The organism is Simiduia sp. 21SJ11W-1, from assembly GCF_024138675.1.
In the GTDB taxonomy this organism is placed as follows: Bacteria; Pseudomonadota; Gammaproteobacteria; order Pseudomonadales; family Cellvibrionaceae; genus Simiduia.
This window is the reverse complement of record NZ_CP090959.1, coordinates 793,709-820,044: the sequence shown is the minus strand read 5'-3', so window position 1 is coordinate 820,044 and position 26,336 is coordinate 793,709. Positions and strand designations below refer to the sequence as shown.

Sequence of the window (26,336 nt, the reverse complement as noted above, 5' to 3'; positions counted from 1 at the left end):
TAGTCAGCCGGTTTTTTTATTGAAAATATACTGGCCGGGCATCACTCATCATCCCAGCAAATATTGCATGCCATACAGCGTGGCCATTCCCAGGCCCACGGCGCCCATTACCGAATTAAACCGCATACCCACAGCAAAGGCTGCCAGCGCCGCAACAAGCCTTGCCGGATCTGTTTCGCCGCCGGTGGCCGGCGGCCAAATAACCAGTGGCGTAATCAGCGCAGGCAAAACCGCCACGGCCACATAGCGCAAATGGCGCTGCACCCACTCAGGTATCGGGCGATTGCCCACAATGCCCAAGAAAGAAAACCGAATTAAATAAGTACCCACACCCAAGGCAACAATAACCAACCACAAGGTGCCAGTATCTACATTAGCCACGGCGCACCTCCAGCCAGCGCTCTGATTGCGCACCGGCGGCCATGGCAATAATGGCCGCCACCAGCAGCCAAAGGTTATAGGGCATCCACGCGAGCAACAGCGCGCACAACACAGATACAAGTGCGGCAATTAAATGCGGCAGGCTTCTGAGCATGGGGGCAACCAGCGCAATAAAACAAATGGGAATGGCAAAATCCAGCGAATAGGATTTGGGAATGGCCTGCCCCACCAGAGCGCCGAGTGCCGAGCAGCCATACCAGAAAGGGCAAATTATTGCAGCGCAGCCAAAGTAATAGGCAAGCTTTTGTGAAAGAGAAAAGCCCTGCTCTGCTTCATATTTTTTTATGGCCACCGCAAAGGATTGATCCACCATGAAGTAGGCCGCCAGCGCGCGCATTTTAAGCGAGGCAGCGCCGAGGTGCGGTACCAGTGCGGCCGAATACATCGCCATGCGCAGGTTCACAGCCAAGGCTGCGGCAATCACAATGAAGGTGGGTGCCTGCTCTGTGAGCAGTGCAAGCGCCGTAAATTGCGAGGCGCCGGCGATTACCAACACTGTCATGCCCAGGGTTTCAAGCAGGTTTAACCCCGCCTCTGCAGCCACTACACCAAACAGCAGGCCAAAAGGGGCAATAACCAAAATGAACGGGCTGCAATCGTACATACCCTGCAAGAATGCACGCCGAATCAGGTTTTCCATGAAGGTTCTCTTAAGTATTCAGCCACAAGACGGGTGGCGCTCACTTAAGCACAATAGCAAATACCCGCCACTGCCTAAAACCTGAACGCGGTGGAGGCACTCAGATACTGCTTAAACTTAAAGCACGCAGGCAGATAAACCAACCAGAATGCACCCAGCGCAAGGGTTGAAAGCCAGGGGTCAGCAAAGCTTACCGGTGTAAAGGCCACGCCCCCCCAGTAAGACAAAGGCGCAAATACCGCGCCCAGCAAGGCGGCCCACAACCATTGCCCGCCAAGCCACGCCAGGCTGTGGTAAAGGGTTGATAAAAACAAGGGCCAAAGGGCTAACAGCCAAAGGGGGTAGCCGCCCTCTGCCTGTAATATGCCGAGCTTGAACCACAATAAATCAACCAGCGCGCCCAAGCAGGTTGCCAGTGCAATAAACACAGCCTCACGCACGCGGTGCTCGGCCAAGAGCCAAAAATGCACCGCCAGATAAATTGCAATAATGAATAATGAATAGAGGTTGTGGGTGAGCACAATGGCCCACCACCCCAGCTGAAACAGCAGCGCATTGGCAATCAGGCGTGTGCGCTGTGCGGGCCTTTTATCGTGCACGTGATTCAGGCAAAGGCAGCAGGCCTGGCAAATTGCGGGCTGCAGGCTTGGCCATGAGTAATTGGCCCGTGCCAATGGCGCGCTCGCGGAAGCCTCCCTCACAATAACCTAAATAGAAATCCCACATGCGCACAAACACCTCATCAAACCCGCAGGCGCGCACCTTGTCGATGGCGGCCCAAAACCGGGTGCGCCAGTGGGCCAGGGTTTCGGCGTAGTGCAGGCCTATTTCCTCCATGCCCACCAACTGCATGTCGGTGTGGTTGCGCAGGCAATCAGCGATAACGCTAACCGAGGGTAGCGCGCCGCCCGGGAAAATATAACGCTGAATAAAATCCACATTGCGATTGGCAAAATCAAAGCGTTGATCGGCAATGGTAATGGCCTGGATAAGCATCAGGCCCTCGGGTTTTAACAGCCGTGAACAGGCGGCAAAATAGGTGGGGTAATACTTGTGCCCCACCGCCTCTATCATCTCAATGGATACCAGCTTGTCGTATTGGCCCTTGAGGTCGCGGTAATCTTCCAGCAGCAAGGTTATGCGATCTTGCAAACCTTCACGGGCAACCCAAGCGCGGGCGTATTCGTATTGCTCTTTGGAAATGGTGGTGGTGGTAACCCTACAGCCATAGTGCTTGGCCGCGTGAATGGCCATACCGCCCCAACCGGTGCCGATTTCCAGCAGGTGATCGTTGGCTTTGAGCTGCAAACGCTGGCAGATGCGATCGAGCTTGGCGAAGGCCGCTTGCTCGAGGGTTGCCTCGGGCGATTCGAACACCGCCGCCGAATACATCATGGAAGAATCCAAAAACAACTTGAAAAAATCGTTGCCGAGATCGTAATGTGCGGCAATATTTTTACGCGAACCCTTGCGCGAATTTTCCCGCAGCCAGTGAAAGCCTTTAAGTGCCAGGCTTTTGATATTTGTCCAACCGCTATCAAGGCCATTGGTGGTATCGAGGTTGGCGCTCATCACGCGCACCACGCCTACCAAATCTGGGCTGCTCCAGTGGCCCTGCATATAGGCCTCGCCCGCACCCACGGTGCCTGAGGTGAGCAGCGCCACATAGAACTCCGGGTCGTGCACATGCACCACGCCGTGCAGATTCGACCGGGAATCACCGAAGCACTGGCGCTCGCCACGGTCTTCTATTACCAGGTGCCCTTGGTTTAATTGCGCAAGTGCCTTCAGCACCAGGCGTTTACTCAGGCGCTGCGTAGTACTCAATGATCTGGCGGCACGGGGTTTGTTTGAAACCGCTTGGTGTGCCACGAGATCCGCACGCGTACTGGTCGCCTTGTTTACTGAAGCCATGAAGCCTCCTGCTAGTTATTTGGTAAGTTGTTCGTATTATTCGTTGTCACCGGCACAGTGGGCGGCGTGCTTGCCTTTTGCGCAGGGGCATCGGGCTCTTGGTAGCTGTAAAACTTTGCCCCTTTTAACCACAACTTGAGTGCCTGCCAATAGATGGCTGCCGCAACTTTCAATGTCATCCAGGGAAAGCGTAGCACCAAACTGTTAAGCACCCGGCTTGTGGCCGGCTCACGCACCAGCGCAAGCTGCGCTTCAAACACTTTGCGGGTGCGTGCAACCTCCTCAGGCTGCGCCTCGCCCACTGCAAAATTCTGCAATAAGATACGCACATCATCACCGGGCAGATGTGTCTTCCAACGATAATATTGGCTGAGTGGCATAAAGGGTGACACATGCAGCTCTTTGCCAAAGGTTACCCATTGATTCACAGCAGCTGCGCGGTAATCGAGCACATACACATGGCGTTTATCCCACGGCGTGTTGGTAACCTCTGCAAGCACCGCCTCAAGCTGTTCACCCTTTTTATCGAAAACGTAAAACACAGTAATGGGATTCATGCGCACACCAAAGCAGCGGGGGTTGGTGAGCATGCGCACGGGGCCCATTGGGCGAAACCCGAGCGCCGCGTGCACTTTGTTATGCACAGCCTGTTTTAGGGAGATAGCCGGGTCGCCGAAGTAATCCTGGCGACGAATCCAAAATAATGCGGCCCGAGTGCAAGACCAAAAGGGTGAGCGCGCGCACAGTGCATCCAGTTCATCAAGGTCCAGATACGCCATGAACACTTTGTATTGAAACTGGTGGGCCTTAGGCGCCCAGCGCGCATGCATGAGCCGCCCGCTGTAGATGCCACTGGCCAGTTGCGAAAGGGGGTTGGCCATTACCAGCCACACCCCAGCGCTTCTGCCACCCGCATACCACTCACCACGCCATCTTCATGAAAACCATTGGCCCAGTAAGCGCCGCAAAACCAGGTACGCTGCACACCATTGATGTCTTGCCATTGGCCTTGCGCCTGTGTGCCTGCTGCTGTAAACACCGGATGGTCGTAATGGTATATGCCCAGGATTTTTTCGGGCGCTATGGCGTGGGTGCGGTTTAACGTAACGCAAAAGGTATGATCAGACTCGAGCCCCTGCAAAATATTCATGTTGTAAGTCAGCACCGGTTTGGCGTGCGGTTCACCCATGCGGGTGGCTATCAGGCGGGTATTCCAGCTGGCCCAGGCCAGTTTGCGGCTCGGCAGCTGGCGGGTATCTGTGTGCAATACCACCTCGTTGGGCTGATAGGGAATGGCGCCCAGTATGTGTTGCTCTGCCGCACTTGCATCTGCCAATAGCGCAAGTGCCTGGTTGGAGTGGGTACCAATCACCACCTGATCAAACACCTGGGTGCTGTGGTCGGCAAAGGTGAGGGTCACATTGTCTTTGGCGCGGGTAATGCCGGTAATTTTGGTGCCGGTGTGGATGTTTTGCCTGAAGGGTGCGGTAAGCGGTTCAAGGTAGGCTTTAGAACCGCCAATTAACGTATGCCATTGCGGGCGATTAGTCACGCTCAACAAACCGTGATTGTGGAAAAAGCGAATAAAAAATACCGCGGGGAAATCCAGCATTACCTCGTCGCCGGAAGACCAGATAGCAGCCCCCATAGGCACTAAATAGTGGTGAATAAATTTCTCGCCATAGCGGTTGGCCGCTAGATAATCGCGCAGGCTCATGTTGGGTTCAATGCGCGCATTTTGCCAATCGTCAACGGATTCGCGATTAAACCGCATAATATCTTGCAGCATGCCCCAAAAACGCGGGCTCACCAAATTCGAGCGCTGGGCAAACAAGGTATTTAAATTTGTGCCGCTGTACTCCATGCCCGAGGTATCATCGGTCACGCTGTAGCTCATTTCGGTGGGGCGCGAGGCCACCCCCAGCTCTTTCATCAAGCGGATAAAGTTGGGGTAGGTCCAATCGTTAAACACAATAAAACCTGTATCAATATTGTGGGTTTCATCTCCCAGTGTCACGGTTTTGGTGGCGGTGTGGCCGCCTATGCGGGTATCTGATTCAAACACCGTTACATTGTGTTTGCGCGCCAGCAAGTAGGCCGCCGTTAAGCTGGAAATGCCGCTGCCGATAATGGCTATGTTCACACACGCTCCTTAAGCTGTAGGGCATTAGCGCCTGCAACAGCGAATACATTGAATACAAGAAAAATAGAAGTTCCCAAAAATAATCAGTACAAGGTTTTCGGTTTGCGCTGCATGCCCGGGGCGATGAATTTATCCCACACAGGCCGCAATGCCTGAAAAAATCGCAAGGGCCAAGCAAGCCGCTTGGGAAAGCGATGCACCCGCTTGCGCTTACTTACCGCCCACAAAATTTCATCGGCTGCCGCCTGGGCGCTCATTAAGCCGGGCATGGGAAAATCGTTTTTGTCGGTCAGCGGAGTTGCCACAAAACCCGGCTGCACCACGGTCACCGCAACCTTGAAGGGCAACAGATCAATGCGCAGCGTGCTCATCAGGTAATCCAGCGCCGCTTTGCTGGCGCCGTAGGCCTCGGCACGGGGGAAGGGCAGCAATGATGAAAGGCTTGAAACCGCTACCACCTGCCCGGCGCGGGCACGGCGCAACAAGGGCAAGGCCAGGTGCAGGCTATTCACAACGCCCTGCACATTAGTGGCAAACACCCGCTCGAACATGGCGGGCTCAAGCTTGGGTAAATCCACGTATTCGCAGGTGCCGGCATTAAATATGGCAATGTCGATAAAATCCGTGATGGCCGCCATTTGCTGTTGCACCGCAGAAAGCGCCGCCGTATCGCTAACATCAAAGGGCAAGATAGACAGCTGGCCCGGGCGCGCCCCTTGCAATGCCTGCAAGGCCTCGCGGTTGCGGCCACTGGCAATCACATGGTTGCCCCACTGCAGCAACTGCTCGCTGATGGCCTTGCCAATGCCCGCCGAAGCGCCGGTTACCCACACGGTTTTGCCGCTAATCATGCCAATTGCGCCTCGGGTTTCTGGGTGACGGCCAGGCGCTTGCGCAAATAGCGAATCACTCGCCCAAGCAGAGGAAGCTGCTCATACAGCATTGCACCCATATCGTAATGGTCTTCATGGCGCACCACGCGGCCATTGGCTACCCAAAGCCAGCTCACACCCGGCACACTCACCGGGGCGCCACCTTGCAACCTCGGGTGCTCGAAGGTCATGCACCAGCGGATACACACCTGATCGCCGTCTTTTACAATGGATTCAAACTGGAACTCGCAACGATTGAGGCCTTGGCACATGTCGGTGAAGTAGGCTTCAATGGCATTCAGGCCCTGTACCTTGTGCACCGGGTCTATGAACTCGGCCTCGGGCGCGTAGATCGCAGGCAGCATGCCCACGCTGGTGAGCGAAAACTGGCTATAGCACGCCTTGAATTTTTTGATTAAATCGTCCAACTTCAATCTCCTTAACCCGATGACGGGTAATGCATGGATCTTGCCGCGCGTTGGCCTGAATTACGAGCCGGTGGCTGCGCTGGATCACCTGCAAATAGCCGGCCATTAGCTGTAACCCGGGAAATCTACCCGCGCTTTCACTGCTTCTTTTATATATAGACCACCCAAGCCACAATTCTTGTAGCCAGAATGAATCTGCCTGTGATCCGGCCGAGGCTGCTGGCCGTAACAGTGTACAAACGGGCATAGCACAGGCGAGCCCAATCCGCGCCCAGCGCACAAGTAGCATCTGAGGAATAGCCAGACTATGATGGCCACTAAGCCCAGAACCATGCGCCCCAAAGAGGGCCCAGACCCTCGCACTGCGCACCGGAGATCGCCTGTGAATGACGCCCCCCAGCGGGATGACCAGTGGAGCCTTGCGCTCACCCGAATTGCCGAACAGCGCTGCCGCCAGAGCTTTGCCACCTTCTTCCAGCACTTTTCACCGCTGCTGAAAGGTTTTTTGATGAAGGGCTCGCGCCTCAATGGCGCCCAGGCTGAAGAGCTGGTGCAAGAGGTGATGATTAAAGTGTGGAACCGCGCCAGGCAATTTGACAGTACCAAGTCGTCGGCCACCACCTGGCTTTACACCATTGCCAGAAACAGCCGCATCGATTGGTTGCGCCGCCAGGCCAATGCCGAAACCGAAGAGCTGATTGCCGATGATCTGTACGAAGATGAAGCAGGCGAAACCCCCTTCACCCAACTGCAGCATGCGCGCGACCAACAAACCGTTGCCAGCGCACTGGCCACCCTGCCCGAAGAGCAGGCGCTGGTACTGAAAAAAGTTTACATGGAATCCAAATCTCACTCAGAGGTATCTAACGAGCTAGGACTGCCACTGGGTACGGTCAAATCGCGCGTGCGTTTGGCCCTTAAGAAACTACAAGACGTGGTTGGCCGTGAAGCCATCGCGTGATGCAGGCATGCCAATGCAAGGTAACACTATGATCAAGCACCACCCAGACGACAATCTGCTCATTGAATTCAGCGCCGGCACTTTGGCCTTTGCGCAAAGTATTGCGGTGTCGTCGCATTTACATTTTTGCCGCCACTGCCAACAGCGCGTCGATCGCCTCACCCAAGTGGGCGGCACCTTGATGCAAGAAGCAGACGCTGTGCCGGTAAGTGATGATTTACTTTCCCAGGTTATGGATAAGCTAGACGCCACCGCGGAAGTTGCACCCCAAGCAGCCCGCCCGGTTGGCAAAATGCCGCGGGTGATTGATAAGCTGATTGCCAATTACGGCAAGGCAAAGTGGGAGTTTCTTACCCCCTCACTCGACATGGCGCGCCTGCGCACCGGCCAAAAAGAGTTTGAAGTGGCGCTGCACCGTATTAAAGCCGGCGGCAGCGTAGCCAAGCACGACCACCGCGGCACAGAGATCACCCTGGTGCTCGACGGCAGCTTTTCCGATGAAAACGGCATCTATAACGAAGGCGATTTTCTGGTGCGTGAAGCCGGTGAAGTACACAGGCCTTTAGCCAGCCGGGATGCACCTTGCATTTGCCTTTCTGTGGTGGCGGCGCCGGTACGCATGACCGGCCCACTCACGCGTTTGCTGAACCCGTTTTTAAGCTTCAGGCCTCAATAAAGGCCTCCATTACCGTGCAGCTGGCGCGCGCCTGCGCCAGCTGCTTGTCACCGCTATAAACCACTGCATCCACAAATATCTGCCGCCGGGTTTGCTCGGTCACCACTGCCTCTACCTCAAAATGCGAAAGCTCAGGCGTAATGGGCCGAATGTAGCTGGTGTTCATTTGCGTGGTAACAGACGGCGGCGCCACCAGAAAGGTCAGCGGGCCCACGGTGTTATCAATAGCACCCACGATCAACCCTCCCTGCATGTAGCCCATGGGATTTTGAAACTCGGCCTTCACGGGAAACCGCACCCGCAAGCGCTTGGCGCGTTCATCGAATTCCAAAAACTCACCGCCCATGGTCACAAAGCACTGAGGCGGGAAGGTGAGCGGCGCGCCGGGAAAGCGTTGTTGCAACAAACCCAATATTTCCTCAGTTGTTTTCATGAGTAATCCCAAAATTGATTGAAAAGCCCTTACTGCAACAGCATGCCGGAACTTGTACTGCGACCGTAAAGTACCCCGGGGCAGAGCCCTAGCATCCAAAGCCAGAACCCTAGCCAAAACCATGGTACCAACAGTTTGCAATTGCAGGCTAGTCGCTTGCTGAATCTATTTGCCGAGCGCTAGAATCCGTGAATACACACAGACAAAACCGACAAGACCTCAGGCGCTGTGAATTTGAAATCTAACACAACCACAAATTACCTCACCTTTATCAGCGCAATACTGATGCTTACCTCAGTAAGCGGATGCGATGCCAATTCGAAACAGCCAGGGAGCACGGCGGAATCCACTATGTTTTTTAAAGCCAAAAAAGAAGATTACTACTTGGCCTCGGCCTTTACCGCAACTCTCACCGAGAATAATGGGCCGCTGTCAGGCGTCAACGTCAGCCGTACAGTAAGCTGGAACGGCGACGATCCAAAAGACGTACAACACGCCACAACGGATGCCAACGGACTATTCAGCTTTCCGGCCATTGTACGTGAACTTGCCATCAGCCCATTGGCACAATTTGCCGCCAATGTGCACATAGAAGCTCATATAGGCGGCGAAAAACACACCCTGTGGTACAACAGCAAGCTGGAGGCAGAGGAAAACAAGGAGTTTGGCGGCGAGCCTTTAGAGAGAGTGGTTTGTGATCTGAAGAGCGAGGAGGTAGCACTGGATCTCGGTTTTTCTCGGGTTCTAACAATATGTCGCTGGGTAAATATGCCAACAGACTGGGATTGATCAATTAACTTTTTGGAGAAAATCAAATGGAATTGGAACCTACGATAGCCGCAAAGCTCGCCTCTGGTGTATATAGCGTTAACTCCGGCAACAATATCGAACTTCGCGCTTTTCTAAAGCGAAAGCCATTTTCAAGCGCTCAAGCGCCTACAAAATTAACAGCTGAAATTGGAGGGCGCATATTTCGGTCATGCAAAGACGCGTTTGGCGTCTGCGCCGTGGGCGGTGGTGAACATGAGGGCGATGCGTTTCTTGTATTCCGCGGTACGACAACCGCCAATAACAAAGCCGATTTTGTTACTGATGCCCGTATTGGCATCACGCTATCAAAGGCCGGGCTTCCAGTGCACATCGGCTTTAACCATGCCTTCAACAGTATGCTGCCGGACATCAAGCAATTTCTGTCAAGCAACAAAATCATGGGGCAAGTTCATTGCATCGGCCACAGCCTGGGCGGCGCCGTTGCATCACTGGCCGCCGACTGGGTAAAACGCAATACAGCACACCCCGTCAAGCTCTATACGTTTGGTGCGCCCCGGGTGGGCACTGAATGGTTTGCCACCAGCACCAGCAGCACCCTGGGCCAGAGCAACATACACCGCACCTATCACAAAACCGATCCCGTACCTATGGTGGCGCTATACCCTTTTATGCACGCGCCAGTCCAACGACAAGGCCACTATATTCCTTCGGCCCAGCCTCTCACTTCAGGTGACGCTCACAGGATGCTGAACTATAGAAAATCCGTAGAAGGAAAATCCTGGGCACAGCTCAACGAGACGCCTGAAGAGCCCTACACAGTTCAGGTATTCGTGGAGCAGTGGTTGAGATCCAAATCACCAGTAGATCCTCACAGCGCGAGTTTTTGGCGCTGGCTCGAGAGTGCGGTTATTTACGTACTCAAGAAAATTGCCATGGGTCTCGCACTGTCACTGCAGGCAACATTCATGGGTGGGCTCACCCTGGCAGATAAAATTGCCTGGATACTTGCGAAAGGAATTGATTTGTCTGAGCACATCAGCGACTGGGTGGAGCACCTAATGCGCAAGATGATGCAGGCCTTGGGCATGCAGGTGGCCAGCGGCAAAAAGGCCCTTACCCAGCGGCTCATGAGACAAGTGCTGCAAAAAATCATGGAAAAGGCACATCGTGAGGCCCGCAACGCCTTAAGGAAAAACAACTGATTATGGAGTGGCTCATCCTTGCGGGAAAAATTTTTGCCAGCCTGCTACTTGTGCCTGTGTTGTTGGTTGGTGTTTCCAAAGCCCATCCAAACACTCACATCCATCGCCCATTGGCGGAATACACTACGGGCTTTCTAGTTACGGCTGGCATTCTGACTGCTTATTACTACCTTTGGTTTTAAGCATCAGACCCATGAAATCAACACGCAATTAACCGCCCGCCCCACAGGATTCCCGCACAATTAATTTTGGTGGCATTAAGGTAGAAGCCACCGCTTCGCCTGCCACAATGCGCAACAAATTATCCACAAGCATTGTGCCGGCAAGGTTCGTATCCTGGCGGATGGTGGTGAGCGAAGGTGTGATGTAGGCCGCCGATTGAATATCATCAAAGCCCACAACCGATACGTCGCGGCCCACGGTTTTACCGGCTTTTTGCAGCGCGCGCAGCGCCCCTATGGCTATGAGATCGCTGGCGGCAAATACGGCGTCAAACGCCACGCCAGCTGCCTGCAAGTTTTGCACGGCCTCATAGCCCAGGGTTTCAATGGTTTCTGCCGCCACCAGCAGTTCGGGTGCATGGTTGATGCCGGTCTCGGCCAGCGCCTTGCAAAAACCGCGATAGCGGGCACTAAATTCAGGGCTGTTGGCCGAGGTATCGCCTAAAAACGCAATGCGCGTACGGCCGATGCTCACCAAATGTTTACCGGCCAGATAGCCGCCCTCTTCGTTATCGCAACCAATCGAGCAGCCGGGTTGATCCGGGTGTACCGCCCCCCAGCAAATAAAATGGGCGCCGGCATTAAGCAGGTGGCGCAGCCGCTCTACGTAGGAATCGTAGGCGCCGTAGCCCAACAAAATCAAACCGTCTGCCCGGTGGGAATCTTCAAAATCGCGGTGCCAATCTTCACTTTGCTGTTGAAAGCTCACCAGCAAATCGTAACCCTTGGCGGCCGTGGCACGGGTGATTGAACCCAGCATCGAAAGAAAAAACGGGTTGATGTGCGATTCATCGGTGGTTGGGTCTTCGCGAATCAACAGCGCCAGCGTGCGGCTGGATTTCGCCCGCAGATTACTGGCGGCTTTGTCCACCTTGTAATTGAGTTCGCGCGCAATGGCTTTGATTTTCTCCCGGGTTTCCAGGCTGACGAGGGGGCTATCGCGCAGCGCACGGGACACCGTGGATTGCGACACACCCGCCCGATAGGCGATATCCAGTGACGTTGGCCGGCTATCTTTCATGGGTAATATTTGCTCGTAAGTTTTGTTATGTGTATGCAGCGTCGGCATCCCTGAACACAATTTCCGCAATCAAACTGCGGCGGGCATGGACACATAGCGGCCGTCTGCGCGGCCTTCATGCAGGTTATAGAAAGCAGCCCCTTCTGCCAAGTGTCGGGCTATAATGCCGCCCTTATCCAACAGCCCAAGCAAACGAGTAGCACCATGCCCTGGCTTCAATTGATTATTCACACAAACCGCCGCCAGGCCGAAGCCATCGACGATGCGCTGCTGGAAGTGGGCGCGGTTTCGGTAACCCTGCAAGACGACGCCGACCAGCCCATTCTTGAACCGGCCCTGGGCGAAACACCCCTGTGGGATGCAACGCGCATCACCGGGCTATTTGAGGCAGATATCGACACATCAACGGTAAGCCTTGAGTTGTTGGCCCTGCTGGCCGAGCCGCCCACCCAAATGAAGTGGGAGCAGCTGGAAGACAAAGACTGGGAGCGCGAGTGGATGGCAAGCTTCAAGCCCATCTGCTGCGGCGAACGCCTGTGGATCTGCCCGAGCTGGCAGGCGCCACCACAAGCGGACGCGGTAAACCTGATGCTAGACCCGGGCCTGGCCTTTGGCACCGGCACCCACCCCACCACCTTTTTATGCCTGCAGTGGTTAGATCAACAGCCCCTAGCGGGCCGCCACCTGGTGGACTTCGGCTGCGGCTCCGGCATATTGGGCATTGCCGCGCTGCTGCTGGGCGCCAAGCAGGTGATCGGGGTAGACATAGACCCACAGGCCCTGCTGGCTACCCGCGAGAACGCCAGCCGCAACGGCATGCCCGCCGATGCCATGCCCGTGTACCTGCCCGCCGACGCGCCGGCGCCGGTGGCTGATATTGTCTTGGCCAACATTTTGGCAGGCCCGCTGGTGGAACTTGCAGATACGCTCAGTGCGCAAGTGAGCCCGGGCGGCAAGTTGTGCCTTTCGGGTATTTTGGCCACTCAGGCAGATACCGTAATGGCCGCCTACCCGGCCTTTGACTTCGACCCGGTTGCGCAAAAAGAGGAATGGGTCAGATTGACGGGCACCAAAGTTCGGTAAAATGGCGCGCTTTTTGCGGCCATGGCCCCGGAAAAGCCCGCCTAAAGCGTGCAACAACACCCGGGTGCGCGCTGGCGCGATTTACCTTATTACCGACAAAGACTAAACTCTGCACGCGAAAGGCATTTACGCCCAGGGGGTTATACACCCCGCCGCCAGATCACAACTGCCAGCCCCGCTGGCCAAGAAGCCGTAAGGATTACGTTGCTCATGACCCAATTCGTGACCCGCTGCCCCAAGTGCAGCACGTCATTTCGCATCACTCAGGCGCAAATGGACCGCGCCAAGGGTGCGGTACGCTGCGGCTCCTGCCTGCAAATATTTCGCGCGGCAGACCACCTGATCAGCGACGCCAAGCCACAGGCCCCAAAACCACAGGCCGCGAAGCCTCAAGCCGCCAAACCGCAGGCCGTTAAAGCTCAGGCTGCCAAACAAACCCCGGCCCAGCAGCCTGCAGCAGAGAAACCTGCCGCAGCAAGCCCTGCCCCCAAGCAGGCCGCCAAGGCCGCACCCGCTAAAGCCGCGCCCAAAGCGGCTACACCTGCCGCCAAACCGGCAGCGGCAAAGGCTGCAAGCAGCGCACCCGCGCAAAAAGGCCTGCAGTTTAACCAACAAGCCATCGACGACGAGGCCGAGTGGGACGACGATCAACTCATTCACGATGACCTCTTCGACGAAGAAGATTCCAAAGATCGCACCGGCGAGCTGTCTGACAGTTTTTTCGACATCTACGAGCCACGCAAGGCCAGCCAACCCGAAAAATCCATCTTCGACCGGGAGATCAAGCCCGTTGAAGACGATGAAGACACAGAACGGGCCGATGAATCCTGGGCGCTGAGCATTCTCGAAGAGGTGGAAGACGAAACCCGCCAATCAGCCAAAAAAGAAGAAGCCAAGGCAAAAAGCGACTACTCCCGCGCCACCACCGGTACCTTCAGCGCCGTCACCGATGCCGATCTAGAGGCGGCACTGGAAGACAACTTCAATATTACCGGCGAACAGGCCGCACTGGATGAAGCCAGCTTCGACAGCGCCCCCTACGATCACGACGAACCCGTGGCTCAAGAAAAGCGGCCCATGTTCCAATTTGCCGATGATGAAGAAGAGCGCCACGAGCCGCTGTTTACCGCCATGGAGGAGGTAGACGACGAACCGGCACTGCGCGCCTACGACCCGGAGCGCCGTGCAGCCTTGAGGGCCATTGAGCCGGAGCCACTTGAATTCGGTTTTCACGTGGAATCCTCGCCCTGGCCCAAGCGCATCATGTGGGCCAGTCTGTGCATGGCCGCGGCGGTAACCTTTATCGTGCAATTAGGTGCCTACAATATGGATGTCTGGGCTCGGGCCCAGGCCACGCGCCCCTACTACGAAGCCCTTTGCCCCCTGCTGGGCTGCCAGCTGCCATCGCTGTCTGACCCAAGCCAGGTACATGCATCGAATCTGGTAGTGCGCAGCCACCCCAGCATGAGCGATGCCCTGCAAATTGACGCGGTGCTGCTAAACAAGGCCCGCTTTACCCAACCCTTCCCGCTGCTAGAACTGCAATTTTCGGATCTGCAAGGCAAAGTAGTTGCCGCCCGCCAGTTTCGCCCCAAGGAATATCTGGGCGGTGAACTGGCCGGCCAAACCGACATGCCCAGCAATCAACCGGTGCATATCGCCCTCGAAATACTGGACCCGGGCCCGGAAGCGGTGAACTACACCGCCCGTATCGTGCGCGACTAAAACAGTGCCGGCCAAGCATATTTGGCCGGCAAAAACCAGATTAAAATTTCGCCATTTTGTGTATTTTCTGCTTTTAACCGCGCCCCCGGTGCGGGTATCATAGCTGCCCTTTTCGCACAGGCCAGATCGGCCGTGCTGTCGTCTAAATCGTTGCCAGAACAGGGTGTTCACGTGTTCAACATCGGTCACCACATCATCGATAGCCGCGCGGTGCTCGCACCTATGGCCGGTGTGACAGACCTGCCGTTTCGCAAATTGTGTCTGCGCTTTGGCGCCGGCCTTGCCGCATCAGAAATGGTGACCAGCGATGTACGCCTGTGGAACAGCCGCAAGTCCAGCTTGCGCCTGGCACACGATGATGAAGCCAGCCCGCGCGCCGTTCAAATTGCCGGTGGCGACCCAGAAATGATGGTGCAAGCGGCCAGGCTCAACGTAGCCAATGGCGCCGAAATCATTGATATCAACATGGGCTGCCCGGCCAAAAAGGTGTGTAAAAAGGCCGCGGGCTCTGCCTTGCTCGCCAACGAACCCCTGGTGCAGGAAATTCTGCACGCGGTGGTGGCGGCGGTAGACGTGCCGGTGACGCTGAAAATCCGCACCGGCTCCGACATCGCGCACCGCAATGGCGTGCGCATTGCGCAAATGGCCGAACAGGCGGGCATTCAGGCTCTGGCTGTGCACGGTCGCACCCGCGCCTGTGCATTTAAGGGCTCAGCCGAGTACGACACCATTGCCGAAATTGTGCAGGCGGTGTCTATTCCGGTGTTGGCCAATGGCGACATCAACAGCGCAACCGAGGCCCGGCAAGTACTTGAGTACACCGGCGCCCAAGCGGTAATGATCGGCCGCGCAGCCCAGGGGCGGCCCTGGATTTTTCAGGAGATCAACCACTACCTGCGCACCGGGCAACAATTGCCGGCGCCGGGGCTCGACACCATTGAGCAACTCCTGTGTGAACACATTGGCGCGCTCGCAACATTTTACGGCGATGTTATGGGCCCGCGCATAGCCCGGAAACATGTGGGTTGGTATTTAAAAACGCTACCGGGTTCGGAAGCGTTCAGAAAAACGTTTAACAAACTTGAATGTGCAAAACAGCAACATGCCAGCATCCAAACTTACTTTGAGATGCTGAGATTGAATGAGGAAAAAGCAGCATGAATACACTGGAACCTTTTATGGCAGAGGCACCCGCCAAAGAAACTGTAGTAGACAATTTCTCGGGTATCAGTGCGAACCAATCGCTGCGCGATTGTGTAGATCAGGCCATGGAAAACTATTTCCGCAACCTGGACGGCCAGCCGGTAACCAACGTTTACGACATGGTAATGGCCGAGGTGGAAGCGCCAATGCTTGAAGTGGTGTTGAAATATACCCGCCACAACCAAACCAAAGCAGCCCAGGTGTTAGGTTTAAACCGGGGCACACTGCGCAAAAAGCTGAAGCAGTACGGCCTGCTGTAACGCACACACAGTTTCAATTTAAAGGGGTGATTTCACCCCTTTCGTTTTTCAGACCCACAGACGTTAGGACACCCTCTATGAGCTCTGACTTGGTTCAGGTACAACGCGCGCTCATCAGCGTTTCAGATAAAACCGGCATAGTTGAATTTGCCCAGGCACTGCACGGCCAAGGCGTAGAAATTCTTTCCACCGGTGGCACTTTCAAACTATTGAAAGACAACGGCATTCCCGCCATTGAAGTTTCCGACTACACGGGCTTCCCTGAAATGATGGACGGGCGCGTAAAAACCCTGCACCCGAAAGTGCACGGCGGCATATTGGGTCGCCGTGGCACCGACGAGGCGGTAATGGCCGAACATGGCATTAACGCCATCGACATGGTGGTGGTTAACCTCTACCCCTTCGAACAAACCGTTGCCAAAGAGGGCTGCTCACTGGCAGACGCTGTGGAAAACATCGATATCGGCGGCCCCACCATGGTGCGCGCAGCTGCCAAAAACCACGCCCATGTCAACATTGTGGTTAACGCCACAGACTACGGCCACATCATTGCAGAAATGCAGGCCAACAAAGGCGCCACCAGCCTAAAAACCCGTTTCGACCTGGCCATTAAAGCCTACGAGCACACCGCCGCCTACGATGGCGCCATCGCCAACTATTTTGGCCGCTTGGTAGACGGTGGCAGCGAGCATTTCCCGCGCACGTTCAACACCCAGTTCAATAAAGTGCAAGAGCTGCGCTACGGCGAAAACAGCCACCAGAAGAGCGCCTTCTACACCGAAAAAAATCCGGCCGCCGGCACCATTGCCACAGCCAAGCAGCTGCAAGGCAAAGAGTTGTCTTACAACAATATTGCCGACACCGATGCCGCGTTGGAAACCGTCAAGCTGTTCGAGGCGCCCACCTGCGTGATCGTCAAGCACGCCAACCCCTGCGGTGTGGCCAGCGGTAATGACTTATTAAGCGCCTACCAGCGCGCCTTCGACACCGACCCGGAATCTGCCTTTGGCGGCATTATTGCGTTTAACCGCGAGCTTGATGCCAACACCGCCAGCGCCATTGTTGAAAAGCAATTTGTTGAGGTGATTATTGCACCGAGCGTAACCGCCGATGCCGTGGAAGTGGTAAAGGCCAAGAAAAACGTGCGCCTGTTGGCGTGTGGAGCCTGGAGCAACAACAACGGCGCAGGCATTGCAAAGCTTGATTTCAAACGCGTTTCAGGTGGCTTGCTGGTTCAGGATCGCGACAGCGACAACATCACCGCTGCCGATTTGAAGGTGGTCACCAAGCGCGTACCCACTGAAGCGGAAATGCGCGATTTGTTGTTCACCTGGCGCGTGGCGATGATGGTGAAATCCAACGCCATTGTGTACGGCAAAGACAACGCCACAGTAGGCGTGGGCGCCGGCCAAATGAGCCGGGTAAACTCCGCGCGCATTGCCGGTATTAAAGCCGAACACGCAGGCCTCACAGTGCCGGGTTCCGTTATGGCCTCTGACGCCTTCTTCCCGTTTCGCGACGGCATAGACAACGCAGCCCAGGCAGGCATCGCCGCCGTGATTCAGCCAGGCGGCTCCATGCGTGATGAAGAAGTCATCGCCGCGGCCGACGAGCACAACATAGCCATGGTGTTTACCGGCCAGCGCCACTTCCGTCACTGATTGGTTTAACACGAGATTAGATTATGAATATTTTAGTGATTGGTGCCGGCGGCCGCGAGCATGCACTGGCCTGGAAAGCCGCACAAAATCCCGATGTGAAAAAAGTTTTTGTGGCACCGGGCAATGCCGGTACTGAAATTGATGCCAAGCTTGAAAACGTGGCCATTGGCGTGAGCGAGTTTGAAAAGCTCGCAACCTTTGCCAAGGCCAACGATGTGCAACTCACCATCGTGGGCCCGGAAGCACCCTTGGTAGATGGCATTGTGGATTATTTTTCCGAGCAAGGCCTGCGCTGCTTTGGCCCCAGCAAAGGGGCTGCGCAACTGGAAGGCTCCAAGGCCTTTACCAAAGACTTTCTCGCACGCCACAACATACCCACCGCGCGCTACCAGAACTTCACCGAGGTTGAGCCTGCCCTTGCCTACTTGCGCGAAATGGGCGCCCCCATTGTGGTTAAGGCCGATGGCCTGGCGGCGGGTAAAGGCGTGATTGTTGCTGAAACGCTGGCGCAAGCCGAAGACGCAGTGCGCGACATGCTCTCGGGCAACGCCTTTGGCGATGCCGGTTGCCGCGTGGTTATTGAAGAGTTTTTAACGGGCGAAGAAGCAAGCTTCATTGTGTTGGTAGACGGCAAAAATGTATTGCCCATGGCCACCAGCCAAGATCACAAACGCGTTGGCAATGGCGACACAGGCCCCAACACCGGCGGCATGGGCGCTTATTCGCCGGCGCCGGTGGTAACAAACACCGTACACCAGCGCGTGATGGAACAAGTGATCATGCCCACCGTTAAAGGTATGGCCGCAGAAGGCAACGACTACACGGGCTTTTTATACGCGGGCCTGATGATCGATGCCGACGGCAACCCGAAGGTGATTGAATACAACTGCCGCTTCGGCGACCCGGAAACCCAGCCCATTATGATGCGATTGCAATCGGATTTAGTGGGCCTGTGCAACGCAGCACTGGATGGCACGCTGGATCAACAGCAAACCCAATGGGATAGCCGCGCAGCTGTGGGCGTGGTGCTGGCCGCCGGTGGCTACCCCGGCAGCTACCGCAAGGGCGATGAAATTAAAGGGCTACCGGCAACAGACAGCCAAGACGCCAAAGTATTTCACGCAGGCACCCACCTTGAAGATGGCCGCGTGCTCACCAACGGCGGGCGCGTATTGTGTGCCACGGCGCTAGGTGAAAGCGTGAGTGACGCGCAAGCACGCGCCTATGAATTGGCAGGCCAAGTGCACTGGGAAGGTAGCTTCTACCGCACCGACATCGCCTACCGCGCCATTGCACGCGAGCAAAAGTAAGCAGTAATCGCTGCAAAGTGTGGCTACAGCCCCAGGGCTGTAGCCACATTGTTCAGCCCCAAATTAATCAGCCAGCACGCACCGCTCCTGTGCCCAGCCCCTGAGTTCGGCCACTTTTTCCGCCATAATCACCGAAAGCGGATTGGTATTTGCCAGCTCGTGGAGAATATCTTTTACCCCGCACTCAGCATTGTTTGCTCGCGCCGAATAAATGGCAGACACCACCGCCTGCTCGATTTCCGCACCGGAAAACCCTTCCGCGGCACTGGCTAAAATGGGTGCTTGAATCGTTAACCGCTCAAGCCCACGGCGGCGCAAATGAATGGCAAAAATTTGCTCGCGCACCGGGGCCTTGGGTAAATCTACAAAAAATATTTCATCCAGCCGCCCCTTGCGCATAAGCTCCGGCGGCAGCGCCGAGATGTCGTTTGCCGTAGCCACCACAAACACAGAGGTTTTGCGCTCTGCCTGCCAGGTCAAGAGCGTACCCAACAAGCGCTTGCTGGTGCCGCTGTCGTTGCCATCGGTTGCCAGGCCTTTTTCCACTTCATCCATCCACAGCACGCAGGGCGCCATTCGATCGGCCAATGCCAATGCCTCGCGCAAGTTGCGCTCGGATTCACCGTGGTATTTGTTGTAAAGCGCGCCAAAATCCAGGCGCAGCAAAGGCAGGCCCCACAGGCCCGCCACGGCTTTGGCGGCAAGGCTTTTGCCACTGCCTTGCACACCCAAGAGCATTAAGCCTTTGGGCTTGTCTGCCAGGGCTGCATCGGTAAATGCCGTTTGCCGGCTGGCCAACCATTGTTTCAGTTTCTCAAGCCCACCCACATCCGCAAAAGAGGCGGTATCAAACTCGAACGACACCACACCCTCAAGGTTTAACAGCTCAAACTTGGCCTTGTTAATGGCGGGCAAATCCGATTCGGTAATAGCGCCATCATCCACAATGGCCGAGCGCACCAGTGCACGCACATCGGCAAAACTGAGCCCGCGCAGGTTGTTCACCATGCGTGCCACGGTGGCCTGATCGGCGCGCACGCGGCCACCTTTGGCAGCCCAGGCCTTGGCCTCTTCGCGCACAATGGTCATGATTTCTTCATCACTCGGCAACGCCAGGTTAACCCTTGCAGCCAGGCGGGAGAGCTCTTTGGGCAATTTTAATTGGTGGCTCACCATTACTAGGGTATGACCGTTGCCGCCCTGGCCCAGGGCGATATCTTTTAGCAACCGCACATTTTTCGGGTTGCCCTCCAGGTAGGGGTGAAAATCGCACAGCACAATGACGGCGGGTTTTTCAACCGTTTTTAAATGCTGCAACACTTCATCTGGCTCCTGGTGCGGCATGGATTCACCGGCCAGTGATAACTCGCCACCAAAGCCCAGGCGCACAAGGCCGTCGGTGATTGTCCAGCGGTAGATTGGCCGGCTTCTCAAACGCCCGCGTTCACTGGTACTGGCCTCGGCCACGGCGCGTTGCACGGTTTCGAGCGCGCGCAATTCATCAAAGGTTTCCAGCACCAACAGCGGGGTTTTTGAATGCAACAACAAACCGAGATCGCGTATATCCGTCACCATCAACTCCTTGTGGGCGATAATTGGCCGGGCGCCACTGCGGGCAACAAGGCCCGAGTATTACCCTTTGAAACAGGCACTCATGGTACCGCGAACTTGCAGGAAAAAAATCAGCAAAAGCTTTAAACTGGGCGCTTAATGCCCGCGGGAGAAGTGCTATGCGACAACTCAGTTTTTTGGATCAATGCCTGATTGAGGCAGACCGCGCCCTGCGCACCCTGGCGCCCGGCCCCACGGCGTCGCGCCGGCCCTCACCTGCTGCCTGTGAACCCGAGGCTGCCATGGCGCCCGAGCAACAGCGCCACGCGGCAGGCCTGATGCGCGTCAACCACACAGGTGAAGTGTGTGCACAGGCGCTCTACCAAGGCCAGGCACTTACCGCCAAGCTGCCGGAAGTGCGCGCTGAAATGGCACAGGCTGCAGATGAAGAAGTGGATCACTTGGCCTGGTGCGAGCAGCGCCTGCGCGAACTCGATAGCAGCCCGAGCCTGCTGAACCCTTTGTGGTATGGCTTGTCTTTTACCATTGGCGCAGGCGCCGGCCTCATCAGCGATAAAGTGAGCCTAGGCTTTGTGGCGGCCACCGAAGATCAGGTGTGTAAACACCTGGATAGCCACCTGGCATCGCTGCCCGACGAAGATCGCAAAAGCCGCGCGGTGATTAGCCAAATGCGCGAAGACGAAGCCAAGCACGCGCAAGCGGCGCTGGCCGCCGGCGGCCTGGCGTTTCCGGCCCCCGTGAAACAGCTGATGAGCCTTTCGGCCAAATTGATGACCAAAACCAGTTACCGGATCTAACCCATGAACGATGCTGAAAAGCAGGCGATCTACGCCCAATTACTTGCCAACTGCCAAGCCTTAACGGCGGGCGAAACCGATGAAATTGCGCTAATGGCCACCCTGGTGTGCGAAATTCACCAGGCACTGCCCTACAGCCATTGGACGGGATTTTACCGGGTTACCGAGCCTCGCCTGTTGAAAGTGGGGCCCTACCAGGGCGGGCACGGCTGCCTGCAAATCAGTTTTGATCGCGGCGTGTGCGGCAAGGCCGCCAACGACAAAGCCGTGCAGCGTGTAGACGATGTAAACAGCCTGCCCTACCACATTGCCTGCTCTAGCAGCACCCTGTCTGAAATTGTACTGCCCGTACTCGACGACACGGGCGAAGTGCGCGCCGTGCTGGATTTGGATTCCAACGATCCGGCGGCGTTTTCAGCCGTTGATGAACAAGGCCTGCAGGCGCTCTTGGCCCTGCTTGCGCCCGCGTTTAAACACTGAGCGCTGCCCGCTACTGGGCCTCAACCACCTCATAAGAATGGCTAAGCGCAACATTGGCCGCCTCCAGCATCACGGAGGCGGAGCAATATTTGGTGGCGGAAAGCTCAACCGCACGCTTGACCTGCACCTCTTTCAAACCGCGCCCGGTGACCACAAAGCGCAGGTGAATTTTGGTAAATGGCGACGGCACGCCATCGGCACGCTCGGCCTCAAGCTCTACCCGGCAATCGGTTACAGGCTGGCGAGCCTTTTTAAGAATACTGATTACATCAAACGAGGCGCAACCACCCAGGCCCAGCAGAATCATCTCCATGGGGCGCACGCCCATGTTGCGACCGCCGTGATCGGCTGCGCCATCCATCACCACGCTGTGGCCGCTGCCCGATTCACCCAAAAACATGACGCCATCTACCCATTTGACCGTCGCTTGCATGCCAGACCTCTCGGTGTTGCTGAAACAAAGGCGCGCAGATTAGCACAAAACCGTGCCAGCCCTGAAAAAAGCGCCAATAAATGCGCATTTCGCTGTACCCCGGGCAGGATCGGGCGCAATATCACACCTTAGACTTAAGCCAAACGCCAACCAGTTCACACTATGGGTGGCTTTTAAGACCACAGTAGAACCATCAGTCACATGCCAGCTGGTACACACACCCGATAAACGCCATAATCGGTGCCGGCCCACTAGGCCACCACACTCAGCTTTTGGCAACACGCGCAAGGGGTTACATTTTGGTCGCAGTATCTCTGACACCACACATAAAAAACGTGGACAAGTTTCTGGAACATTGTCACCGACGTCGCTACCCGGCAAAAACCACCATTATTTATGCCGGCGATAAAAGTGATTCGCTGTACTACATCGTTAAAGGTTCGGTAACCGTCTTGATTGAAGACGACGACGGCCATGAGATGATTGTGGCCTACCTCAACGACGGCGACTTTTTCGGCGAAATGGGTTTGTTTGAAAGTGACGACGAATCCCGCAGTGCCTGGGTAAGAGCCAAAACCGAATGTGAAGTAGCAGAAATCAGCTATAGCAAGTTTCAAGAGCTGAGCGAGAGCCACCCGGAATTCCTGTTTGCGCTGGGCACCCAAATGGCCAAGCGGTTGCGTAACACCACGCGCAAAGTAGGTGATTTGGCGTTTCTGGATGTCACCGGCCGGGTGGCCCGCACCCTGCTGGATTTGTGCAAAGAACCCGATGCCATGACCCACCCGGACGGCATGCAAATCAAGATCACCCGCCAGGAAATCGGCCGCATAGTGGGCTGCTCCCGCGAAATGGTGGGCCGGGTACTCAAAACCTTGGAGGAACAGGGCCTGGTTTCAGTAAAGGGCAAGACCATGGTGGTCTTTGGGACCCGTTAATTTGATGCCCTGGGTACGCTTGGCGGTATGTGCCTTTGCGCTGGGGGTCTTTGCCTGTACCCCAAAAGCGCCGCCGCACTGGCAACAAGTGAGTGGCCAGGCACAACTGCCCGAAAACGCGACACTGCCCGAGGCCGCCCAACTGGTGGTTTGGCTGGAGCGGCAAGCGGCAGCGAATGAAGCCCCCAGCCGCGTTGCCGAGCTGCGCCAGCAAGCCCGGCAACCACTGACCTTCCTGCTGCAAAACCTGCAGCTACCAAGTGAAGACCACGCCCAATACCAGCTGCGCGCGCGCATTGAAAGCCAAGCGGGTAAATTGCTGTGGCACACGCCAGACGCCGCACTACTGCCCCAAACAAACAACCCAGTTACCCTTGTCATGCAGCCTGCAGCGGCGGCCGCGCCCACCACGGTATTTTTTATGTGCGACGGCGAGGGCTTGCGCGTAAGCCTCAGTGGCGATCAGGCCACTCTATCATTGGGTGAACACACCTATCTGCTCACCCGCATTCCCAGTGGCTCGGGTGCGCATTATCAATCGGAAGCGGCAGACTTCTGGAGTAAGGGTGACGAGGCGATTCTAACCCTTGCCGGCGAAGACCAGCGCCACTGCACTGCCGAACCACTGGTTCACCCCTGGGCCGAAGCCGCCTGATTGGCAAAGCCATCGCCTTGCACCTCACTGGGCAGACTCGGCGGGCACCTGAGCCGATGTAGAAACATCCGGCTGCACTCTGGGTAGCCGCAGGGTAAAGCAGCTGCCTTCGCCCGGCTTGGATTCCACCTGAATTTCGCCGCGATGCATTTGAATAATGCCGTAGGAAACACTGAGCCCCAGCCCTGTTCCCTCGCCTACGGGCTTGGTGGTGAAAAAGGGATCAAAAATCTTGCGCTGCACCTCTTGCGTCATGCCTTTGCCGTTATCTGAAATGCTGAGCCACACGCAATCTTGGGCTGCATCAAAGCCTGAGCGTACCTCAATGCGGCCAAACTCGGTCATGGCCTGACTTGCATTCACCAACAGGTTTAACAGCACCTGGCTAATTTGCGGGCCAATGCATTGCACCGGCACAAGCTCGCCAAGCCTTAGCTCCACATCGCACTTGTACTTTAATTCATTGCTAACAATATTAAGGCTTGAGCGCAGCAGCTGGTGTAAATCCACCTCTTGCCAGGCCTTTTGCTCGGGGTGGGCGAAGCCCTTGAGGTCACTTACGATTTGCTTTACGTGTGCCACCCCTTGGCGCGATTCACTGATAATGTGCGCGCAATCTTCGCGCAGATAGGTTAAATCCAAGCGGGCCTTCAACTGCTGCAGGTCTTGCAGCGCCTCGGATGCCGGCAGCTCCGCCTCAAGCCCCTCATAGGCCTCAAGCAGGCGCCACAAATCCCCCAGGTAGGCATTGAGCGTATCCAGATTTGAATTGATATAGCCCACAGGGTTGTTTATCTCATGGGCCACTCCGGCCGCCAGCTGGCCAAGGCTCACCATTTTTTCGGCCTGAATCAGCTGTGCGGTGGCCTCTTGCAGGCGCGCATTGGCGGTTTGCAGCTCTTGGGTGCGCTCTTGCACGCGCTGCTCTAAGTGTTGCTCGCGGTTGTGCAACGCCAGATGGGTACGCACCCGCGCCAGCAACTCGTCGCGATTAAAGGGCGTAGACACATAATCAGCCGCGCCCAGATGAAAGGCCCGGCTGATGGTGTTGGGTTCGTTATCGGCACTGAGCACAATCACTGTGGGAGAGCGGGAAAGGGGTAGGTCTGGCAGCTCCTCCAAAACCTCAAAGCCCGATTTCTCCGGCATATTGAGATCCAGCAATACCAGGTCTACGGGTTGCTCGCGCAACAGCGCCAAACACTGCAGGCCATTGGAGGCCTCATAGAGTTCGGGGTACTCATCGGCCAGAATGTGGCGCACCAACTTGCGGTTGATGTCGTTGTCATCCACTAACAGTATTGCCTGAGACATCGCCTTGGCTCCTTGCTTTGCCTGAGGGTGCAGTAAAACGCAGATGCCCCTTGCGACGCAAGAGCAGGCCCGGGCCTGCCTTTCTTGCAAGCAAAAAAAAGCCCTCAAAAGGTGAGGGCAAGGTCTTAGGGTGTTCGGTTCATCACTGCCTGTTACAACGGGTTAATTGGGCCTGATCTACTCATCGGGTCTTACCGTTTAACCTGCGGGCTCGCGCCGGCGGTGGAAAAATCGGGAGGCTCAACACGCGACTACTTGTGTTACTTCGAGCCCCCCTAAATAGAGCCCGGTTCTGCCTTCTTAACAACGACTACGACAAAACCGGATTTAACCAACTAGCTACTACAAAGGGTCATCACATTCAGCTTACTGCCAGAGAACTTCTACCGTCGGGCCCAGGCCCTTGGGCAACCACACTCTTTCGCTTGAACATGTGACCATTCTACATTTTCTGACTAACCTGTCAATCGTGACATTATATCAATTCGTTATGGATATTTGATACATAAAGCACATTAGACATTTAAGTCAGTAGAAAAATTGGCTATTCTGTGATTGTCCAAACCCACCAGCAGACTTCTGTATGAGTGAAATTCAGGTTCTAACCACCGGCGAGGCCGCCAAGTACTGTGGCGTTAACTTCCGCACTGTTATCCGCTGGATCGAGCGCGGCCGGCTAAAAGCCTATAAATTGCCAGGGCGGGGAGACCACCGGATTCAAACTCAGGATTTCGTCACCTTCTTGCGCGACAACAGCATGCCCGTGCCGCCCGAGCTTGTGGGCGCCAACAACCGGGTACTGATTATTGAAGATCAGCCAGAGATGGCAGCGGCCATACGGCGCACATTAAAGCGTGCAGGCTACGAGGTTGAGGTGGCTAAAGACGGGTTTATTGCCGGCACCCTGCTAATGCGGCACAACCCGGCGCTGGTGACATTGGATTTGAAAATGCCCGGCATGGACGGCTATCAGGTGCTCAACTTCATTCGCGAGCAGGAAGACCACAGCCAGGTGAAAGTGCTGGTGATTTCTGCGGAAACCCGCGAAGGCCTGAACCGCGCCATGACCGCCGGCGCCGACGACATCCTTCCCAAACCCTTCGACAACAGCGAGCTGCTCACCAAGGTTGCAGAGTTGATAGGCGAAGGGCAACCCGCCCTGGAAACACTCTAAGCCCGGGG

28 protein-coding genes are annotated in these 26,336 nt (G+C 56.0%); 15 read left to right on the top strand and 13 right to left on the bottom strand.

Going from position 1 to position 26,336, the window contains the following annotated elements; all coding sequences use genetic code 11:
* Positions 1–48 precede the first annotated feature (48 nt).
* From L1F30_RS03635 to L1F30_RS03600, 8 genes are all read right to left on the bottom strand, one after another.
* Positions 49–381 carry an AzlD domain-containing protein gene (locus tag L1F30_RS03635; protein ID WP_253359527.1) on the bottom strand — a complete coding sequence of 111 codons (333 nt, stop codon included), beginning with the start codon at positions 379–381 and terminating at the stop codon, positions 49–51.
* Complete coding sequence (locus L1F30_RS03630) at positions 374–1,081, bottom strand: AzlC family ABC transporter permease (protein WP_253359525.1); 708 nt, start codon at positions 1,079–1,081, stop codon at positions 374–376. Before L1F30_RS03630 ends, L1F30_RS03635 begins: the two co-directional genes overlap by 8 nt.
* A 74-nt stretch (positions 1,082–1,155) precedes the next feature.
* Complete coding sequence (locus tag L1F30_RS03625) at positions 1,156–1,680, bottom strand: DUF2878 domain-containing protein (RefSeq protein WP_253359523.1); 525 nt, start codon at positions 1,678–1,680, stop codon at positions 1,156–1,158.
* Positions 1,670–2,995 (bottom strand): cyclopropane-fatty-acyl-phospholipid synthase family protein, encoded by a 1,326-nt coding sequence (locus L1F30_RS03620; RefSeq protein ID WP_253359521.1) that lies wholly within the window; start codon positions 2,993–2,995, stop codon positions 1,670–1,672. Before L1F30_RS03620 ends, L1F30_RS03625 begins: the two co-directional genes overlap by 11 nt.
* A gap of 11 nt (positions 2,996–3,006) precedes the next feature.
* Positions 3,007–3,876, bottom strand: coding sequence for a DUF1365 domain-containing protein (locus L1F30_RS03615; RefSeq protein WP_253359520.1), 870 nt, complete (start codon positions 3,874–3,876; stop codon positions 3,007–3,009).
* A complete protein-coding gene (locus L1F30_RS03610; RefSeq protein WP_253359518.1) occupies positions 3,876–5,138 on the bottom strand; it encodes an NAD(P)/FAD-dependent oxidoreductase in 1,263 nt (420 codons plus the stop codon). The genes L1F30_RS03615 and L1F30_RS03610 overlap by 1 nt, the downstream gene beginning before the upstream one ends.
* 83 nt (positions 5,139–5,221) lie before the next feature.
* Positions 5,222–5,989: an SDR family oxidoreductase gene (locus L1F30_RS03605; protein ID WP_253359516.1), complete on the bottom strand. Its 768-nt coding sequence runs from the start codon at positions 5,987–5,989 to the stop codon at positions 5,222–5,224.
* Positions 5,986–6,438, bottom strand: coding sequence for a nuclear transport factor 2 family protein (locus tag L1F30_RS03600; RefSeq protein ID WP_253359514.1), 453 nt, complete (start codon positions 6,436–6,438; stop codon positions 5,986–5,988). The genes L1F30_RS03605 and L1F30_RS03600 overlap by 4 nt, the downstream gene beginning before the upstream one ends.
* 382 nt (positions 6,439–6,820) lie before the next feature.
* Here L1F30_RS03600 and L1F30_RS03595 point away from each other — a divergent pair, with 382 nt between their 5' ends.
* Together L1F30_RS03595 and L1F30_RS03590 are read left to right on the top strand one after the other, a co-directional pair.
* Positions 6,821–7,399: a sigma-70 family RNA polymerase sigma factor gene (locus L1F30_RS03595; protein WP_253359512.1), complete on the top strand. Its 579-nt coding sequence runs from the start codon at positions 6,821–6,823 to the stop codon at positions 7,397–7,399.
* 28 nt (positions 7,400–7,427) lie between these two features.
* Positions 7,428–8,075, top strand: coding sequence for a ChrR family anti-sigma-E factor (locus L1F30_RS03590; protein WP_253359501.1), 648 nt, complete (start codon positions 7,428–7,430; stop codon positions 8,073–8,075).
* Here L1F30_RS03590 and L1F30_RS03585 read toward each other — a convergent pair.
* Positions 8,062–8,508, bottom strand: coding sequence for a PaaI family thioesterase (locus tag L1F30_RS03585; RefSeq protein WP_253359495.1), 447 nt, complete (start codon positions 8,506–8,508; stop codon positions 8,062–8,064). The two genes, L1F30_RS03590 and L1F30_RS03585, sit on opposite strands and share 14 nt — an antisense overlap.
* Before the next feature lie 351 nt (positions 8,509–8,859).
* Between L1F30_RS03585 and L1F30_RS03580 the strand changes: the two genes are divergently transcribed.
* Both L1F30_RS03580 and L1F30_RS03575 read left to right on the top strand, forming a co-directional pair.
* A complete protein-coding gene (locus L1F30_RS03580) occupies positions 8,860–9,297 on the top strand; it encodes a DUF6795 domain-containing protein (protein ID WP_253359493.1) in 438 nt (145 codons plus the stop codon).
* Positions 9,298–9,323: 26 nt separating this feature from the next.
* Positions 9,324–10,481, top strand: a complete 1,158-nt coding sequence (locus L1F30_RS03575; protein ID WP_253359491.1) for a lipase family protein — start codon at positions 9,324–9,326, stop codon at positions 10,479–10,481.
* Between the two features lie 210 nt (positions 10,482–10,691).
* On the opposite strand, the gene L1F30_RS03570 is transcribed toward L1F30_RS03575, so the two are convergent.
* On the bottom strand, positions 10,692–11,723 hold the full coding sequence (locus tag L1F30_RS03570; protein WP_253359489.1) for a LacI family DNA-binding transcriptional regulator: 1,032 nt from the start codon (positions 11,721–11,723) through the stop codon (positions 10,692–10,694).
* 204 nt (positions 11,724–11,927) lie between these two features.
* On the opposite strand from L1F30_RS03570, the gene prmA reads away from it, so the two are divergent.
* The 6 genes from prmA to purD all read left to right on the top strand — a co-directional run bounded on the left by prmA (position 11,928) and on the right by purD (position 18,965).
* The gene (prmA, locus tag L1F30_RS03565) at positions 11,928–12,806 is read left to right on the top strand and encodes a 50S ribosomal protein L11 methyltransferase (protein ID WP_253359481.1); all 879 of its coding nucleotides are present in this window, start codon (positions 11,928–11,930) and stop codon (positions 12,804–12,806) included.
* Positions 12,807–13,016: 210 nt separating this feature from the next.
* Positions 13,017–14,531 (top strand): zinc-ribbon and DUF3426 domain-containing protein, encoded by a 1,515-nt coding sequence (locus L1F30_RS03560; RefSeq protein ID WP_253359479.1) that lies wholly within the window; start codon positions 13,017–13,019, stop codon positions 14,529–14,531.
* A gap of 222 nt (positions 14,532–14,753) precedes the next feature.
* Entirely contained in the window at positions 14,754–15,692 is a 939-nt protein-coding gene (dusB, locus tag L1F30_RS03555) for a tRNA dihydrouridine synthase DusB (RefSeq protein ID WP_256476044.1), read from the top strand.
* Positions 15,693–15,709: 17 nt separating this feature from the next.
* Complete coding sequence (fis, locus tag L1F30_RS03550; RefSeq protein WP_042455827.1) at positions 15,710–15,994, top strand: DNA-binding transcriptional regulator Fis; 285 nt, start codon at positions 15,710–15,712, stop codon at positions 15,992–15,994.
* Positions 15,995–16,071: 77 nt separating this feature from the next.
* Complete coding sequence (gene purH, locus L1F30_RS03545; RefSeq protein ID WP_253359475.1) at positions 16,072–17,655, top strand: bifunctional phosphoribosylaminoimidazolecarboxamide formyltransferase/IMP cyclohydrolase; 1,584 nt, start codon at positions 16,072–16,074, stop codon at positions 17,653–17,655.
* A 23-nt stretch (positions 17,656–17,678) separates the two neighbouring features.
* A complete protein-coding gene (purD, locus tag L1F30_RS03540) occupies positions 17,679–18,965 on the top strand; it encodes a phosphoribosylamine--glycine ligase (protein ID WP_253359473.1) in 1,287 nt (428 codons plus the stop codon).
* Positions 18,966–19,028: 63 nt separating this feature from the next.
* On the opposite strand, the gene L1F30_RS03535 is transcribed toward purD, so the two are convergent.
* Entirely contained in the window at positions 19,029–20,540 is a 1,512-nt protein-coding gene (locus L1F30_RS03535; protein ID WP_253359472.1) for an AAA family ATPase, read from the bottom strand.
* Between the two features lie 155 nt (positions 20,541–20,695).
* On the opposite strand from L1F30_RS03535, the gene coq7 reads away from it, so the two are divergent.
* Together coq7 and L1F30_RS03525 are read left to right on the top strand one after the other, a co-directional pair.
* Positions 20,696–21,334, top strand: a complete 639-nt coding sequence (gene coq7, locus L1F30_RS03530) for a 2-polyprenyl-3-methyl-6-methoxy-1,4-benzoquinone monooxygenase (RefSeq protein ID WP_253359470.1) — start codon at positions 20,696–20,698, stop codon at positions 21,332–21,334.
* Positions 21,335–21,337: 3 nt separating this feature from the next.
* Complete coding sequence (locus tag L1F30_RS03525) at positions 21,338–21,814, top strand: GAF domain-containing protein (protein ID WP_253359468.1); 477 nt, start codon at positions 21,338–21,340, stop codon at positions 21,812–21,814.
* Between the two features lie 10 nt (positions 21,815–21,824).
* Here the strand turns inward: L1F30_RS03525 and L1F30_RS03520 are convergent, their stop codons facing one another.
* On the bottom strand, positions 21,825–22,247 hold the full coding sequence (locus tag L1F30_RS03520; RefSeq protein ID WP_253359466.1) for an OsmC family protein: 423 nt from the start codon (positions 22,245–22,247) through the stop codon (positions 21,825–21,827).
* A 299-nt stretch (positions 22,248–22,546) separates the two neighbouring features.
* Here L1F30_RS03520 and crp point away from each other — a divergent pair, with 299 nt between their 5' ends.
* Entirely contained in the window at positions 22,547–23,185 is a 639-nt protein-coding gene (gene crp / locus L1F30_RS03515; protein ID WP_253359464.1) for a cAMP-activated global transcriptional regulator CRP, read from the top strand.
* Between the two features lie 4 nt (positions 23,186–23,189).
* Positions 23,190–23,840, top strand: a complete 651-nt coding sequence (locus L1F30_RS03510) for an MliC family protein (RefSeq protein ID WP_253359457.1) — start codon at positions 23,190–23,192, stop codon at positions 23,838–23,840.
* Positions 23,841–23,864: 24 nt separating this feature from the next.
* Here the strand turns inward: L1F30_RS03510 and L1F30_RS03505 are convergent, their stop codons facing one another.
* Positions 23,865–25,154, bottom strand: a complete 1,290-nt coding sequence (locus tag L1F30_RS03505; RefSeq protein ID WP_253359447.1) for a sensor histidine kinase — start codon at positions 25,152–25,154, stop codon at positions 23,865–23,867.
* A 583-nt stretch (positions 25,155–25,737) separates the two neighbouring features.
* On the opposite strand from L1F30_RS03505, the gene L1F30_RS03500 reads away from it, so the two are divergent.
* Positions 25,738–26,328, top strand: coding sequence for a response regulator (locus tag L1F30_RS03500; protein WP_253359446.1), 591 nt, complete (start codon positions 25,738–25,740; stop codon positions 26,326–26,328).
* Positions 26,329–26,336 lie beyond the last annotated feature (8 nt).

What these genes read in the sequence shown, in the direction of transcription:
- L1F30_RS03580 (WP_253359493.1), top strand. Translation starts at nt 8,860, where the DNA reads ATGTTTTTTAAAGCCAAAAAAGAAGATTACTACTTGGCCTCGGCCTTT.
- L1F30_RS03605 (WP_253359516.1), bottom strand. Translation starts at nt 5,989, where the DNA reads ATGATTAGCGGCAAAACCGTGTGGGTAACCGGCGCTTCGGCGGGCATT.
- L1F30_RS03535 (WP_253359472.1), bottom strand. Translation starts at nt 20,540, where the DNA reads ATGGTGACGGATATACGCGATCTCGGTTTGTTGTTGCATTCAAAAACC.
- L1F30_RS03500 (WP_253359446.1), top strand. Translation starts at nt 25,738, where the DNA reads ATGAGTGAAATTCAGGTTCTAACCACCGGCGAGGCCGCCAAGTACTGT.
- L1F30_RS03630 (WP_253359525.1), bottom strand. Translation starts at nt 1,081, where the DNA reads ATGGAAAACCTGATTCGGCGTGCATTCTTGCAGGGTATGTACGATTGC.
- L1F30_RS03590 (WP_253359501.1), top strand. Translation starts at nt 7,428, where the DNA reads ATGATCAAGCACCACCCAGACGACAATCTGCTCATTGAATTCAGCGCC.
- fis (WP_042455827.1), top strand. Translation starts at nt 15,710, where the DNA reads ATGGCAGAGGCACCCGCCAAAGAAACTGTAGTAGACAATTTCTCGGGT.
- L1F30_RS03570 (WP_253359489.1), bottom strand. Translation starts at nt 11,723, where the DNA reads ATGAAAGATAGCCGGCCAACGTCACTGGATATCGCCTATCGGGCGGGT.
- L1F30_RS03520 (WP_253359466.1), bottom strand. Translation starts at nt 22,247, where the DNA reads ATGCAAGCGACGGTCAAATGGGTAGATGGCGTCATGTTTTTGGGTGAA.
- purD (WP_253359473.1), top strand. Translation starts at nt 17,679, where the DNA reads ATGAATATTTTAGTGATTGGTGCCGGCGGCCGCGAGCATGCACTGGCC.
- L1F30_RS03585 (WP_253359495.1), bottom strand. Translation starts at nt 8,508, where the DNA reads ATGAAAACAACTGAGGAAATATTGGGTTTGTTGCAACAACGCTTTCCC.
- L1F30_RS03525 (WP_253359468.1), top strand. Translation starts at nt 21,338, where the DNA reads ATGAACGATGCTGAAAAGCAGGCGATCTACGCCCAATTACTTGCCAAC.
- dusB (WP_256476044.1), top strand. Translation starts at nt 14,754, where the DNA reads ATGGCCGGTGTGACAGACCTGCCGTTTCGCAAATTGTGTCTGCGCTTT.
- prmA (WP_253359481.1), top strand. Translation starts at nt 11,928, where the DNA reads ATGCCCTGGCTTCAATTGATTATTCACACAAACCGCCGCCAGGCCGAA.
- L1F30_RS03505 (WP_253359447.1), bottom strand. Translation starts at nt 25,154, where the DNA reads ATGTCTCAGGCAATACTGTTAGTGGATGACAACGACATCAACCGCAAG.
- L1F30_RS03560 (WP_253359479.1), top strand. Translation starts at nt 13,017, where the DNA reads ATGACCCAATTCGTGACCCGCTGCCCCAAGTGCAGCACGTCATTTCGC.
- L1F30_RS03615 (WP_253359520.1), bottom strand. Translation starts at nt 3,876, where the DNA reads ATGGCCAACCCCCTTTCGCAACTGGCCAGTGGCATCTACAGCGGGCGG.
- coq7 (WP_253359470.1), top strand. Translation starts at nt 20,696, where the DNA reads ATGCGACAACTCAGTTTTTTGGATCAATGCCTGATTGAGGCAGACCGC.
- L1F30_RS03620 (WP_253359521.1), bottom strand. Translation starts at nt 2,995, where the DNA reads ATGGCTTCAGTAAACAAGGCGACCAGTACGCGTGCGGATCTCGTGGCA.
- L1F30_RS03510 (WP_253359457.1), top strand. Translation starts at nt 23,190, where the DNA reads ATGCCCTGGGTACGCTTGGCGGTATGTGCCTTTGCGCTGGGGGTCTTT.
- purH (WP_253359475.1), top strand. Translation starts at nt 16,072, where the DNA reads ATGAGCTCTGACTTGGTTCAGGTACAACGCGCGCTCATCAGCGTTTCA.
- L1F30_RS03575 (WP_253359491.1), top strand. Translation starts at nt 9,324, where the DNA reads ATGGAATTGGAACCTACGATAGCCGCAAAGCTCGCCTCTGGTGTATAT.